At 72.6% G+C, this 13,194-nt stretch carries 12 protein-coding genes, 1 pseudogene and 1 riboswitch; of the genes and pseudogenes, 6 read left to right on the forward strand and 7 right to left on the reverse strand.

Going from position 1 to position 13,194, the window contains the following annotated elements:
• Positions 1-36: 36 nt before the first annotated feature.
• A riboswitch (guanidine-I (ykkC/yxkD leader) is annotated at positions 37-152 on the forward strand.
• A 46-nt stretch (positions 153-198) separates the two neighbouring features.
• The 4 genes from O7627_RS16345 to O7627_RS16360 are packed head-to-tail and all read left to right on the forward strand — an operon-like array spanning position 199 to position 4,126.
• The gene (locus O7627_RS16345) at positions 199-1,383 is read left to right on the forward strand and encodes an agmatinase family protein (RefSeq protein WP_278094376.1); all 1,185 of its coding nucleotides are present in this window, start codon (positions 199-201) and stop codon (positions 1,381-1,383) included.
• 15 nt (positions 1,384-1,398) lie between these two features.
• Positions 1,399-2,406: an ABC transporter substrate-binding protein gene (locus O7627_RS16350; protein WP_278094377.1), complete on the forward strand. Its 1,008-nt coding sequence runs from the start codon at positions 1,399-1,401 to the stop codon at positions 2,404-2,406.
• The gene (locus O7627_RS16355) at positions 2,403-3,269 is read left to right on the forward strand and encodes an ABC transporter permease (RefSeq protein ID WP_278094378.1); all 867 of its coding nucleotides are present in this window, start codon (positions 2,403-2,405) and stop codon (positions 3,267-3,269) included. The genes O7627_RS16350 and O7627_RS16355 overlap by 4 nt, the downstream gene beginning before the upstream one ends.
• Positions 3,266-4,126, forward strand: a complete 861-nt coding sequence (locus O7627_RS16360; protein WP_278094379.1) for an ABC transporter ATP-binding protein — start codon at positions 3,266-3,268, stop codon at positions 4,124-4,126. The genes O7627_RS16355 and O7627_RS16360 overlap by 4 nt, the downstream gene beginning before the upstream one ends.
• Positions 4,127-4,139: 13 nt before the next feature.
• On the opposite strand, the gene O7627_RS16365 is transcribed toward O7627_RS16360, so the two are convergent.
• The 5 genes and pseudogenes from O7627_RS16365 to O7627_RS16385 all read right to left on the reverse strand — a co-directional run.
• Positions 4,140-5,366 (reverse strand): MAB_1171c family putative transporter, encoded by a 1,227-nt coding sequence (locus O7627_RS16365; RefSeq protein ID WP_278094380.1) that lies wholly within the window; start codon positions 5,364-5,366, stop codon positions 4,140-4,142.
• 32 nt (positions 5,367-5,398) lie between these two features.
• A complete protein-coding gene (locus O7627_RS16370; protein ID WP_278094381.1) occupies positions 5,399-5,956 on the reverse strand; it encodes an ImmA/IrrE family metallo-endopeptidase in 558 nt (185 codons plus the stop codon).
• A 47-nt stretch (positions 5,957-6,003) separates the two neighbouring features.
• Entirely contained in the window at positions 6,004-6,450 is a 447-nt protein-coding gene (locus O7627_RS16375) for a helix-turn-helix domain-containing protein (RefSeq protein ID WP_278094382.1), read from the reverse strand.
• Between the two features lie 308 nt (positions 6,451-6,758).
• Positions 6,759-7,016 (reverse strand): hypothetical protein, encoded by a 258-nt coding sequence (locus tag O7627_RS16380; protein WP_278094383.1) that lies wholly within the window; start codon positions 7,014-7,016, stop codon positions 6,759-6,761.
• A gap of 242 nt (positions 7,017-7,258) precedes the next feature.
• Positions 7,259-7,873 (reverse strand): annotated as a pseudogene (locus O7627_RS16385) (GGDEF domain-containing protein); the annotation flags it as partial.
• Positions 7,874-8,196: 323 nt separating this feature from the next.
• Here O7627_RS16385 and O7627_RS16390 point away from each other — a divergent pair.
• Together O7627_RS16390 and O7627_RS16395 are read left to right on the forward strand one after the other, a co-directional pair.
• Positions 8,197-8,460 (forward strand): DUF397 domain-containing protein, encoded by a 264-nt coding sequence (locus tag O7627_RS16390; RefSeq protein ID WP_278094384.1) that lies wholly within the window; start codon positions 8,197-8,199, stop codon positions 8,458-8,460.
• 240 nt (positions 8,461-8,700) lie between these two features.
• A complete protein-coding gene (locus tag O7627_RS16395; protein ID WP_278098300.1) occupies positions 8,701-9,531 on the forward strand; it encodes a helix-turn-helix transcriptional regulator in 831 nt (276 codons plus the stop codon).
• Between the two features lie 19 nt (positions 9,532-9,550).
• On the opposite strand, the gene O7627_RS16400 is transcribed toward O7627_RS16395, so the two are convergent.
• Positions 9,551-11,434, reverse strand: a complete 1,884-nt coding sequence (locus O7627_RS16400; RefSeq protein ID WP_278094385.1) for an ABC transporter ATP-binding protein — start codon at positions 11,432-11,434, stop codon at positions 9,551-9,553.
• Positions 11,431-13,152 (reverse strand): ABC transporter ATP-binding protein, encoded by a 1,722-nt coding sequence (locus O7627_RS16405; protein ID WP_278094386.1) that lies wholly within the window; start codon positions 13,150-13,152, stop codon positions 11,431-11,433. Before O7627_RS16405 ends, O7627_RS16400 begins: the two co-directional genes overlap by 4 nt.
• Positions 13,153-13,194 lie beyond the last annotated feature (42 nt).

Below are 13,194 nucleotides of genomic sequence, written 5' to 3' on the forward strand. Positions count from 1 at the left end.
TGGCCCGGGGTTCTACTCCGGGGTGACTCACCACCGGTGAGGCGCGTCTAGGGTTCCGCCGCCACGGTCGCAGGTAGGCCGCGACGGGTCTGGACCGAGAGACGCAGGCGCCACGACGTGGCGTTCCACGGCGGGACAAAAGCCCGGGAGACAGCCAGCCTGGCTGTGCTCCGGCCAGGCCTCATCTGGAGGCTGCCCATGGGCTCCGTGCACGATCACCATCCACCCCACGACCGGCGACCGGTCCCCGACGACGGATCCGACGAGCGAGCCGCCTTCCGACCCCACGACCGCTACGGCCCGGAGGCCGCCTACGCGGTCGCCCGGGAGGCCGAACTGCCCAGCACCAGGTGGGCGGAGGAGATCGCCCGGGGACTGGAGTACGGCCTACCCGGCGCCGACTCCATCGTGGACCGCCGGATCCCGACCTTCTCGCGGGGGGAACTGCCGCACTTCGCCGGGATCAACACCTTCCTGAAGGCCCCCTACCTGGAGGACGTGCGACGCTGCGGGGAGTACGACGTCGCGGTGCTCGGCGCGCCCTACGACGGCGGCACCACCTACCGCCCCGGCACCCGATTCGGCCCGCAGGGCATCCGGCGGATCTCCGCGCTCTACGGGCCGTACTCGTTCGAGCTCGGTGTCGACCTGCGCGAGTCGATCACCATCGCCGACCTGGGCGACATCTTCACCATCCCGGCCAACATCGAGAAGACCTTCGACCAGATCTCCAAGGCCGTCGCCCACGTGTACGCCTCGGGCGCATTCCCGGTGGTGCTCGGCGGAGACCACTCGATCGGCTACCCGACCGTGCGGGGGGTGGCGCAGCACCTCACCGGCGCTCTCGGCATCATCCACTTCGACCGGCACGTCGACACCCAGGAGACCGACCTCGACGAGCGGATGCACACCACGCCGTGGTTCCACGCCACCGACCTGCCGAACGTGCCCCCGAAGAACCTGGTCCAGATCGGCATCGGCGGCTGGCAGGCTCCCCGGCCCGGGGTGAAGGTCGGCCGGGAGCGGGGCACCACCATCATGACGGTCACCGACTGCGTGGAGATGGGCATCGAGGCCGCCGCCGAGCGGGCGCTGGAGGTCGCCTGGGACGGCGCCGAGGCGGTCTGGCTGTCGTTCGACGTCGACTGCCTGGACGCCGCCTTCGTACCCGGCACCGGCTGGCCCGAGCCGGGCGGCTTCCTCCCCCGCGAGGTGCTCAAGTTCATCCAGCTCATCTCCGACGCCCGGCCGCTGGCCGGGATCGAGGTGGTGGAGTGCTCTCCGCCCTACGACAACGCCGACATCACCTCGCTCATCGCGACCCGCGTCATCTGCGACACCCTCGGCTGCCTGGTGCGGTCCGGACATCTGCCCCGTCGCTGACCCCATGGAGTGACAATGATCCGTCGAATAGTCCGCGGTCCGCTCGCCGCCGCGTGCGCGGCCGCGCTGCTGCTTACCGCCTGCTCGACCGGCACCGACGAACCCGCCGAGGGTGGGCCGGTCACCGTGCGCCTCGGCTTCTCCGCCTGGCCCGGCTGGTTCCCCTGGCAGGTGGCCGAGGACCAGGGCCTGTTCGCCGCGAACGGGGTGACCGTCGAGCTGACCTACTTCGACAGCTACACCGACAGCCTGACCGCGCTGTCCACCGGCAACCTCGACGCCAACAGCCAGACCCTCAACGACACCCTCTCCTCGGTCAGCGGCGGCGCCGAGCAGACGATCGTCCTGGTCAACGACAACTCAACCGGCAACGACCAGATCATCGCCCGGCCCGGCATCTCCTCCGTCGCGGACCTGCGCGGCCGGAAGGTGGCGGTGGAGGAGGGCACGGTCGACCACTACCTGCTGCTGCTCGCGCTGGCCGAGGCCGGGCTCAGCGCGGACGACATCGAGCTCAAGCCGTTGCTGACCGACGCCGCCGCGGCGGCCTTCCTGGCCGGGCAGGTCGACGCCGTCGGCGCGTTCGCCCCGTTCACCACGACGGCGCTCGGGCTCCCCGGCAGCCGGGCCATCACCACCTCGGCCGACTTTCCCGGCGCCATCCCCGACCACCTGGTCTTCGAGGCGGCCTTCGTCGACGAGCACCCGGACGAGGTGCAGGCGATCGTCGACACCTGGTTCGACACGCTGGCCTGGATCGCCGCGAACCAGGACGCCGCGGTCGAGATCATGGCCGCGAAGGGTGGCGTGAGCGTGGCCGAATACCAGTCGTACAACGCCGGCACGACGATCTTCACCCGGGAGCAGAACCTGGCCGCCTTCACCCCCGGCCAGACGCCGGCGAACCTGGACTTCCAGGCCCGCTCCATCGCCCGCTTCCTGGTCGAGACCGGTCTGGTCGACGAGGAGCCGCCGCTGGACGGGCTGCTCGACGACACCTTCGTCAAGGCCGCCGGGTCGTGACCGCCACCGCCGCCGGTGGCGCCGTGGCCGAGGGCACCCACCCCGGCTGGGGGCCGCTGCCGCGCCGCCGCCCGCCGCGCCGGCTCCCCGCGGTGCTGGCGATCCGTACCCCGATCCCGGCCGCCGCCCGGATGTCGCTCGGGGCGGCGTCGGTGCTGGTCCCGCTGGCGCTGTGGCAGCTGCTCAGCGGGGTGATCGACGGCCGCCCCGACTACCTGCCGTCCCCGCTGGAGTCCTGGGCGGCCGGGGTGGAACTGGCCCGTTCGGGCCAACTGCTCACCGACGCCGGGGCCAGCGTCGGGCGGGTGCTGCGCGGTTTCGGGCTGGCCGTTGTGGTGTCGGTTCCGCTCGGCATCGTGATGGGCAGCTTCCAGGCCGGCCGGGCAGCGCTCGAACCGGTGATCGGCCTGCTGCGTTACCTGCCGGCCAGCGCGTTCATTCCGCTGCTGATCATCTGGCTGGGGCTGGGCGAACCGTCGAAGGTGGCCCTGCTCTTCATCGGCACCGTCTTCTTCAACACCCTGATGACCGCCGACGCGGTCCGCCAGGTGCCGGTGTCGCTCATCGACGTCTCGTACACCCTGGGCGCCCGGCGGACCGAGGTGCTCCGGAAGGTGATCGTGCCGCACGCGCTGCCGGGCATGCTCGACTCGATCCGGGTGAACGCGGCCGCGGCCTGGAACTTCGTCGTGGTGGCGGAACTGATCGCGTCGGAGTCCGGTCTCGGCTACCGGATCATCCGGGCCCAGCGGTTCAACCAGATCGACCGGATCTTCGCGGTGCTGGTGGTGATCGCCCTGATCGGACTCGCCATCGACCTGCTGCTGCGGCTGTCCCGCGACCGGATCGGCAGGTGGACATGACGACCGGGTCCCGGCCGGCGGCCGGGACCGCTCGGGCCGGTGCGGCACCGGCCGCCGACCCGGTGCTGGAGCTCGTCGGCGTCGGCCGGGACTTCCGCCGGCCCGACGGCATGGTGCGGGCGCTCGACGGCATCGACCTGGTCGTGCCGCGGGGCCAGTTCGTCTGCGTCGTCGGCGCCAGCGGTTCCGGCAAGTCGACCCTGTTGGCGCTGGTGGCCGGCCTGATCCCACCCACAGTCGGTGCGGTTCGCCTCGACGGCCGCCCGATCTCCGGACCGGGGCCGGACCGGGGCCTGGTGTTCCAGTCCGGTGCGGTGTACCCGTGGCGCACCGTCGAGCGCAACGTGGCGTTCGGACTGGAGCTACTTCCGATCAGCCGCGCCGAGCGGACCCGCCGGGTCGACTGGTACCTCGCGGAGACCGGCCTGACGCAGTTGCGTCGGGCGTTGCCGAAGCAGCTCTCCGGCGGGCAGCGCCAGCGGGTGGCGATCGCCCGGGCGTTGGCCGGCGAACCGGAGGTGCTGCTGCTCGACGAGCCGTTCGGGGCACTCGACGTGCAGACGAAGGAGGACATGCAACTGCTGATCCGGCGGGTCTGGCGCGACACCGGTACCACCGTGCTGATGGTCACCCACGACGTGGAGGAGGCGGTCTTCCTGGGCCAGCGGGTGGTGGTGCTCGCCTCCGATCCGGGCCGGATCGCCGCTGACCTCACCGTCGACCTGGCCGCCGATCGGGATCTGGCGGTCAAACGGTCGGCCGGCTTCCTGGCGTTGCGGGCACGGGTCGAGGACCTGGTCCGCGCCTACCACCGGCAGCACCTGGGCGGGGCATCGGACCGGCCGTCGGCGCCCTAGCCGTCATCGGCGGTCACCGCGCCGAGGTCACCGTCGATGTGTCCGGCGCGAACTGGACGGTCCGGTCGAGGGTGCCGGCCACCACCGGGGAGCGGCGGAACTCGGTGGCTACCCGGGTCAACCAGTGAATCTCGCCGAGGTAGCCACCGACCGGACTGTGCGGCCGGGTCCGGTCCGGCCGGGCCGCCGGGGTCCGCGACCGGGCGGCGCGCACCCCGGCGGCGAGCAGCGCCGCCTCGACGACGGGCATCCGCCGGTCCGGTGCGAGCCCGGCGGCCGCGGCCAGCCCGGCGGCGACCGGGCCGATCCGTTCATCAATGTACGGACGCAGCGCCAGGCGGCCGTCGCGGATCTCGGTGATCCGCCGGTGCAGGGCGTAGTCGAGGTCGCGCAGCGCGACCGGCCAACGGTGGGCCCGCTCGTCGAGCACCAGGTGCGGCTGGACGGCGACCACCGCCCGCCAGAGTGGTCCGAGTCGTCGCCAGGCGCGCAGCCGCGCCAGCCAGCCGGCGGCCGCGTCCGCTCGGGGTCCCCAGGTCGGCACGGTCATCCCGACCAGCATCAGCAGGGCGCTGATGGTGACCAGGACAGAGTTGATCTCCGGCTCGCCGACCGGCTGGTAGCCGAGCCGGTAGGCGGCCAGATAGCAGGCCTTGCTGGTGCAGTAGACCAGCGCGAAGGTCGCCCCGGTCGCGGTGACCCGCAGCCCCAGCCGCAGCCACGACCGGGGGCTCACCCGGGCGAACCGCCAACAGAGGCGGGCGATGTCCGCGCAGTAGGCGACGAACACCGCCAGGTAGATGGTCATGTAGACCGCGACCGTGGGGCTGTCGCCGTCATGGATGTCCAGGTCGACCGGTGGGTCCATCGGCAGCGTGGTGAGCCAGAGCGCCGCCAGCACGCCGAACGCGGCGGTGGAGGCCCACAGCCGCAGCCGGGCCCGGGGGGCGGCCCGCTCGGCCGGCATGGCCAGGAAGAGCAGCAGCAGTTCGGCGTGCGCCGCGATCGACATCACCCCGCCGTGCGACAGGATCCGGGCCAGGTTGGGCAGGCCGGTGAGCTGGTCCACCGTCCGGGCGATCGGCGGCACGGCCAGGGTGATGGCCACCGCGAACGAACAGAACGCGTAGACCATCGCCCGCAGCACCCGGTTCGCCGGATCCTGGCGCAGGTCGCGCAGCTTGTAGGCAAAGGCGAGCCAACCGCTGAGCGCGCAGAAGAGATACAGCGGGGTGTCCATTGCGGTCCTCCCGGTGACGGTCGACCGGAAGCCTAGTGGTGCGGCTGTTCGAGCCCGTGTCGCAGGCGCGCGTAGAGTGCGGCGTCGGTCTCCGACAGGCCGTCCCCGCCGGTGCTCACCGACCGCCTGGCCTCCTCCCGTCGGCTCGCCTCCTCCAGCAGGATCGTCGCCATCATCTCGGCCTCCTGCTCCTCCTGCCGGCTGTACGCGCCGGTGCGGTTGAGGACCTGGTGCACCATCGCCGGGCGTAGCGTCGGCATCAGCAACTGGGCCGCGGTCTCGTCGTCGACGGCGTAGGAGCGATGGTCCAACAGCACGTGCCCGAGTTCGTGGGCGATGATGTGGTCCTGGTGGACCCGGCTGGTGCCCTGCTCGTAGGCGATGATGTGGCCGTTGTCGGTGAACAGCGTGAGGCCGAACGGGGCGCCGGCCGGCATCGGTACGCCGACCAACCTGATCGGCTGACCCAGGCAGTCGCCGACCCGCGCACAGAGCGCGGCGGCGTCGAACGGGGTCGGAATCCGCAGTCCCTGGTCGCGGAGTTCGGCGAGGCGGGCGAGGCAGATCTGACGTAGCCGGGCGAGGTTCATGTCATCGCGCTCCTGGGCTCGGTCCGCCCGCCGTTATTCCGAGACGGTCACGTGGATCGGTGGGTACTGTCCGGATCACCCCGCTGGGCCTGTAGCGCCTCGACCACGCGGTCGAGGATCTCGCCGACCGCGTCGAGTTGATCCTCCGGTAGCGTACTGAGTCTCGTCGCTACCGCGCGTACCTTCAGGTTGCGCATGGCGTGCAGTGCGTGGAGATCTCGTTCGATCTCCTCGGCGCGACGCCGGTCGAAGAAGTAGGCGGGGTCGACGTCGAAGAAGTCGGCGAGCGCCTGCAGGTGTTCCTTGGTGGGGTTGGTCCGCCGGCCGGTGCGCAGCTGCCAGATGTAGACGTCCGATATGGAGCCGCCGTGGTTGCGGATGCCGTCGGCCACCTCCCGGGCTGTGTACGGGCTCCGGTGCGCCGGGTGCACCGTCTCGAACAGCAGGTTGAGCTTGTCCGCCAGGGTGGATCCACCCGGGCCCTCGCCGGTCATGCCAACCTCCGTCGGCTCGTCTGCAGCTAACTTTATCGGCAGTCGGAGGACGGTTAACGTCGGCTGACCGCAGCGCGCGCTGACCAGTCTAGGATCGAACGTTCGGCCAATCAACAGACGGTCGGTCGGCCGATGGTCGGGTCCGGTGGAGGTCATCTCCGGTGGAGGTCGTCATCCGTCGAGGAAGCGCCGGGCGGCCGACCGGACACCGGGGCATGGGGGCATGGGGGCATGGCACCGGCGCCCGGACGGGCGGCCGTCATCGCCGCTGGCGGTCGGGAGGCCAGCGGCGGCGGGTGGTGACCCGGTCAGCGGCGCAGATCCACCAGCGGGTCGATATCCACGCGCGGCAGCATGTACTGGGCGGTCAGGGTGTCGACGCCGGTGCCCCGGGCACCGTTCGGCTGGTAGGTCACCATGGCCGCGTGGGCGGAGCTCGCCTCGACGACCCCGGCGCGCCAGGTACCGCCGCGGTAGACCCACACCGGGTCGGCGGGGCGGTAGGTGTCCGTCGGCGCGACCTCGGACGGATCGCGGCGGTTCGGGTCGATCGTGGGGGTGGGCATGGTCACGGCCCTCCTGTGTCGGTGCGTCGTGTCGTGTCAACCAGTTGCCGGGTGGGTGCTGGCGGGGCGGGCGGATGTCGGGCGGCCGGCGGCCAGGTGAACTGGTGGGGGTTGAACTCGTCCGGCAGCTGGTGCCCGACACCGTGGTCGGACCGACCTGCCGGGCCGGCCACGGTCGGTCCGGCAGGCGCGCCGGCCACCGTCGGATCAGCTGCCCGGATGGTCCGGACGGCCCGCTCGCAGGCCCTGGCCCGGGCGCGTTCCTTGGCGCGGTACATGGCCGCGTCGGCCCGGCGCAGCGCCTCCGACAGCCCAGCGCCGGCCGGCACCGGAGCGAGGCCCACCGAACCGGTGACAGTGACCAGTTCCCCCGCCACCTGCATCGGCACGGCGATCAGCTCGGTCAGCCGCTGGCTGGTGTAGCAGAGCCACGTCTCGTCGTCGGTCGGACCGGTGATCAGTGCGGCGAACTCGTCGCCGCCCAGCCTGGCCACCAGCCGACCCTTGGCGTACGCGGAGAACCGCTGGGCGACGGCGATCAGCACCTCGTCGCCGGCGGCATGGCCGAACTGGTCGTTGATCTGCTTGAAGTTGTCCAGGTCGAGCACGACGGCGACCAGGTACGGGCCGGGCGGCGCCGCCAGCAGGGCGCTGCCGAGCCGGTCGAAGGCGCGCCGGTTCGGCAGGCCGGTGAGCGGGTCGTGGCTGGCCGCGTGTCGTTCGGCCGCCAACTCGTGCCGCAGTGCGGTGACCCGGGCCTCGGCCCGCCGCAGCCGGCGGAACGCGTGCCAGGCCGAGCCGAATCCGGTCACCGCGGTGAGTCCGAGCACGAAAGGAAGAACGTCCACTATGGGCATCCCTTCCACGAGCCGGGTACGCGTCGCCGACAAGTTCCCGACGCGGGACGGGGAACGCTCCCACCGGACCCCGCTGTCGGCACGGCTCCGGGGCGCCGAGCGATACGGCCAGTAACCCGGAGTGTCCGTTTAGCCGGCAATTGCACACACTCCAGTCACCGAACGTAAACAACTGGGCACAACTTCATGGCGCTATCATGCTCGTGATCTCTTGCAGGCGCAAGGGATGATGCACGTGCAGGAGACGGTGCAATGAGGGGCGGCCGACCGTCGAACGCACTCCCGTCCAGAGCTCGCGGTCCGTGGGCACCTAGGAAGATTCGATGGCTAACTCGCACAGCGGAACAGACGACACGTACAACGGGATGCCGACCGGTCAACTGCCGGCCGTCACCTGGCGCAAGAGTCGCCGGAGCAACCCGAGCGGCAACTGCGTCGAGGTGGCGCGGCTGCCTGGCGGAACCGGGATCGCGGTCCGCAACTCCCGCGACCCGGACGGTCCGGCGCTGATCTACACACCGGACGAGATGGCGGCGTTCATCCTCGGGGCCAGGGACGGCGACTTCGACCACCTGCTACCCGGGTAACGGCGGCCGTCCCCGGGTGCGCCGTCGCGGGCCAGGTGCCGGCACGCGACGGACATCCGGCGGTCGGGGCCGGAGCAGAATCAGGCTAACGGCTTATCCACGTCACCAACGGGTCATGGCATGCTTACCCGGCAGAGAGAGCCGGGTCCGGTCATGGGCCCGCGCGAAGCGCCCGGAGGTCGACACGTGACGACGGCTCAACCGGAGAGCGCGTCGGCCGGGGGTCCGACGGTGCTCCGCATGCTGCTCGGCAGCCAGCTGCGCAAGCTTCGGGAGGCCCAGGGTGTCAGTCGGGAAGCCGCCGGATGGGAGATCCGGGCGTCGGAGTCGAAGATCAGCCGGATGGAGCTCGGCCGGGTCGGCTTCAAGGAACGCGACGTCGCCGATCTGCTCACCCTCTACGGCGTGACCGACGACGCCGACCGCACCGCGCTGCTGGCCCTGGCGCGGGACGCGAACAACCCTGGCTGGTGGCACCGCTACGGCGACGTGCTGCCGAACTGGTTCCAGTCCTATCTGGGGTTGGAAGCCGCGGCGGTGCTGATCCGCACGTACGAGGTGCAGTTCGTCCCCGGCCTGCTGCAGACCCGCGACTACGCCCGCGCTGTCGTCCTGCTCGGACACGGGCGGGCACCGGAGGCGGAGATCGAGCGCCGGGTCAACCTGCGGATGGCCCGCCAGCAGGTGCTCACCCGCGCGGACGCGCCGAACCTCTGGGTGGTGGTGGACGAGGCGCTGCTGCGACGGCCGATCGGTGGCCGGTCGGTGATGCGTGGCCAGATCGCCGCACTACTGGAGGCGACCAAACTGCCGAATGTCCGGCTGCAGGTGATCCCGTTCCAGGCCGGCGGCCACGCGGCGGCCGGTGGAGCCTTCACCATGCTGCGGTTTCCGGAGCAGGACCTGCCCGACGTCGTCTACATGGAACAGTTGACCAGCGCCCTCTATCTCGACAAGCGCGACGACGTCGATCACTACGCCGCCGCGATGGAGCGGCTCTGCGTCGAGGCCGACCCGCCGGACCGTACGGCGGAAACCCTCGAACGGATGCTGCGCGAGCTGGACCGCTGAGGCGTCGCCCCAGCCGGCGTCAGTGCCGGCCCGGCCGCGGCCGGGGCGGCCGCGGCGCCGTACCCGCTGTCGCCGCCGTCCCCGGTGTCGCCGTTCCGCTCCAGGTCCGCCAGAGCCGGCGGTAGCGGCCATCGGCCCGCAGCAGTTCGTCATGGGTGCCGGTCTCCACGATCCGGCCCTGGTCCAGCACCACGATCCGGTCGGCCCGCACCGCCTGGACCAGCCGGTGCGCCACGATCAGGGTGGTCCGCCCGGCGGTGGCCGCCGCCGCGGCACGATCGAGGTCCCGGGCGCCGGCGCTGCCGGCCTCCGCCGTCGCCTCGTCGAGGATCGCCACCGGCGGGTCGGCCAGGACCAGCCGGGCGAGCGCGAGCTGCTGGGCCTGGGCGGCGGTCAGCCGGTGTCCGACCTCGCCGACCTCGGTCCGCTCGCCGTCGGGCAGGGCCTGGACCCAGCACAGCGCGCCGACCGTCGCCAGCGCCGCGCGTACCTCGGCGTCGCTGGCGTCCGCCCTGGCCAACCGGACGTCCTCCAGCAACGGCCCGGAGAAGACGTGCACGTCCTGACTGACCAGCGCGACCTGCCGCCGGATCCGGAGCTCACCGAGGTGCGCCAGATCCACCCCGCCCAGCCGTACCGTCCCGCCGGTCGGTGCGAGCTGACCGGCCACGATGCCGGCCAGCGTGGTCTTGCCGGCACCGCTGGCGCCGACCAGCGCCACCCGGGCTCCCGGCTCCACCCGCAGGGTGATGTCGTGCAGCACCGGCGGGCCGTCGTCGTACCGGTGACCGACGCCGGTGATCTCGATCGACGCGTCGGCCGGCTCGCGGCCGCCGACCGGCTCGGCCGGGGGGTCCAGCAGCGCCACCCCGGCCAGCCGGGCGAGGCTGGCGCCGGCCATCTGCACCTCGTCGAACCTCAGCATCAGCGCGAAGAGCGGGTTGAAGAGCCGGTGGAAGTACAGCGCCGCAGCGGTGGTCGCCCCCAGAGTGGACAGATCCGCCCTGACCAGCACGAAGCCCACCACCAGCACCGCGGTGAGCCCGACGAACTCGGCCCGGTTGATCCGCGAACCGAACCGGGTGAACAGCCGGAAGACCGTGACGGACAGGTCCCGGGCGGCGGCCGAGCGCTGTTCGATCCGGGTCGTGTGGTCGGCCTCCAGCCGGTACGCCCGGACGGTCGCGTGCCCCCGCAGCGACCCGATCATCGCCTGGGCCCGGTCGCCGGTCGCCGCCCGCTCCCGGGCGTAGTACGGCCCGGAGCGGGGCAGGTACCACCGCAGCGCGAGCGCGTACATCGGCGCCGCCAGCAGCCCGGCCAACCCCAGCCGCCAGTCGAGGGCGAACAGCCCGACCCCGGTCAGCAGCACGGTGAGCAGGGCCGACAGCAACGCCGGAGCGGTGGTGGTGATCGCGGTGGTGACCACCGACACGTCGTCGCCGACGCGGGAGAGCAGGTCACCGGTGCCGAACCGTTCCAGCGCCGTGGTCGGCAGGTGCAGGGCCCGATCCATCACCCGCTCCCGCAGCCGGGCCAGGACGGTCTCGCCGACCCGGGCCACCAGAACGGCGCCGATCCCGGTCAGCGCCCCGGCCAGCAGCGCGGCCACCGCGATCAGCACGACCGGTCGGGCCAGCTGCGCACCGGCCGGATCGGCGCGGATGTCGTCCACCAGTTGGCCCAGCACCCAGGGCGCGACCAGCCCGGCGGCGCTGGCGGCGACGACGACCAGCACGGCCGTGGCGACCAGGCCGGGCAGCCGGCGGAACTCGGCCCAGAGCAGACCCCAGGTGCGGCCTGCCGACGCGATCGGCAGCCTGGACACCGCCGCGGCGGTGGCCGGGCCACCGCCGACCGCGGAGCCGGCCGGCTGCTCCACTGTGGTGCCGGAGCCGGTCATCGCCGCACCGCCTCCCGGTAACGGCTGTCGGTCCGGATCAGCTGGTCGTGGTGGCCGACCGCCGCGACCCGTCCCGAGTCGAGGACCACCACCCGATGCATCCGGGACAGCAGGGCGGGGCTGCTGCTCAACACCAGGGTGGCGCTGTCCGGCTGACCGGTCCGCAGCCCGGTCAGCCCTTCGGCGACCTGCTCCTCGGTCACGGCGTCGACCGCCGTGGTCGGGTCGTGCAACACCAGCACCGGCGCCCCGGCCGCCAGCGCCCGGGCCAGTCCGAGCCGCTGACGCTGCCCGCCGGAGAGGGTGGCGCCCCGATCGGTCACCGGGTGTTCGAGCCCGGCCGGCAGGCCGGCCACCAGCTCCTCCACCGCCGCCGCCCGCAGGGCCGCCGCCACCACCCGGTCGGGAGACCCGGACGCGCCGTCGGTGACCAGGTTCGTCCGCAGGGTCCCCTCGAAGAGCGCGACCTCGTGCTGTTCGACGAGCACGGCGCGGCGACGTTCGGCCAGGTCCAGGCTCTCGGCCGGCACGTCGTCGATGAGCAGCCGACCGGTGTACTCGTCGGCGGCCACCGGCCCGGCGAGCAGGGCCAGCAACGCGTCGCCGTCGCGGGGGTCCAGCGCGAGTACGCCGAGTAGTTCGCCCGCGGCCAACCGCAGCTCCACCTCCGTCAGGGTGCGGTAGCTGACCTGCTCCAGCGCCAGCCGGGTCCGGCTCGGCGCCGGCAGCGGCCGGTCGCCGGATTCGAGCACCGCGGGCGCGGCGAGCACCCCCGCCACCCGGCCGGCCGAGGCCCGCGCCGCCGCCGCCACCTGCCCGCAGTAGCCGAGCGTCTGGACCGGTTCGGCGATGAACTGGGCCAGCCCCACCACGGCCACGAACTCGCCGATGCTCAGTCGGCCCCGCAGCGCGAGCCAGCCGGCGACGGCGGCGACGGCGGCCAGGAACAGGCCGCTGGCCGCGGTGGTGATGCCCTGGTACACCCCGTTCATGGTGGCCGCCCGCAGGGTCACCGTCAGGGTCTGCCGGCTGGACGTCTCGTACCGTCGGACGGCGTTGTCCTGCGCTCCGATGCCGCGTACCGCGCGTAGGCCGTTGACCAGGTCGGTGGCGAGCGCGGTGGTGCCGGCGGCGGCGGCCTGCCGGGCATCCTCCCGCCGGGTCAGCAGCGGCGCCAGCCCCTGCAGCGCGAGCACCAGCAGCGGTACGCCGACCAGCACGCCGAGCCCGAGCGGCACGTCGATGGTGAGCAGCGCCACCGACGAGACCGCCAGGGCGGTGAGGGCGGCCATCCCCACCGAGCCGGCCCGGATGATCAGCGCGGACCGTTCGGCGTCGGAGGAGGCGATGGCGAGCAGTTCCCCCGACCGCAGACCGGTCCGCTGCCCCCGGGGGTCCAACGCCCGGGCGGCCACCCGGACCCGCAGCAGGTGGGCCTCCCGTTCGATCGCGATGACGGCCTGCCGGGAGCCGAACCGGTAGGCGAGCGCGAGCACCGTGAACAGCAGCGCCATGCCCAGGACGGACCAGAGCAGCGCCAGCCGGTCGCCGGTCGCCACCGCCCGGTCGATCGTCACACCGATGGCCACCGGCACCAGCGCCTCGGCGGCCTGGTGCAGGCAGAGCAGCGCGACGCCGACCGCGATCCGGCCCCGGTGCCGCGCCAGGGCGCCACCGAGGATCCGACCGGCGGTCAACCGGTCATCGGGCAGCACCACGCGACCCCCCGCACCATCGACGAAATCCGCCGACCGGCGGTT

The organism is Solwaraspora sp. WMMD1047, assembly GCF_029626155.1.
Lineage (GTDB): Bacteria > Actinomycetota > Actinomycetes > Mycobacteriales > Micromonosporaceae > WMMD1047.

Coding starts and splice junctions, on each gene's coding strand:
- O7627_RS16345 (WP_278094376.1), top strand. CDS start 199: ATGGGCTCCGTGCACGATCACCATCCACCCCACGACCGGCGACCGGTC.
- O7627_RS16350 (WP_278094377.1), top strand. CDS start 1,399: ATGATCCGTCGAATAGTCCGCGGTCCGCTCGCCGCCGCGTGCGCGGCC.
- O7627_RS16360 (WP_278094379.1), top strand. CDS start 3,266: ATGACGACCGGGTCCCGGCCGGCGGCCGGGACCGCTCGGGCCGGTGCG.
- O7627_RS16365 (WP_278094380.1), bottom strand. CDS start 5,366: ATGGACACCCCGCTGTATCTCTTCTGCGCGCTCAGCGGTTGGCTCGCC.
- O7627_RS16370 (WP_278094381.1), bottom strand. CDS start 5,956: ATGAACCTCGCCCGGCTACGTCAGATCTGCCTCGCCCGCCTCGCCGAA.
- O7627_RS16375 (WP_278094382.1), bottom strand. CDS start 6,450: ATGACCGGCGAGGGCCCGGGTGGATCCACCCTGGCGGACAAGCTCAAC.
- O7627_RS16380 (WP_278094383.1), bottom strand. CDS start 7,016: ATGCCCACCCCCACGATCGACCCGAACCGCCGCGATCCGTCCGAGGTC.
- O7627_RS16390 (WP_278094384.1), top strand. CDS start 8,197: ATGGCTAACTCGCACAGCGGAACAGACGACACGTACAACGGGATGCCG.
- O7627_RS16395 (WP_278098300.1), top strand. CDS start 8,701: ATGCTGCTCGGCAGCCAGCTGCGCAAGCTTCGGGAGGCCCAGGGTGTC.
- O7627_RS16400 (WP_278094385.1), bottom strand. CDS start 11,434: ATGACCGGCTCCGGCACCACAGTGGAGCAGCCGGCCGGCTCCGCGGTC.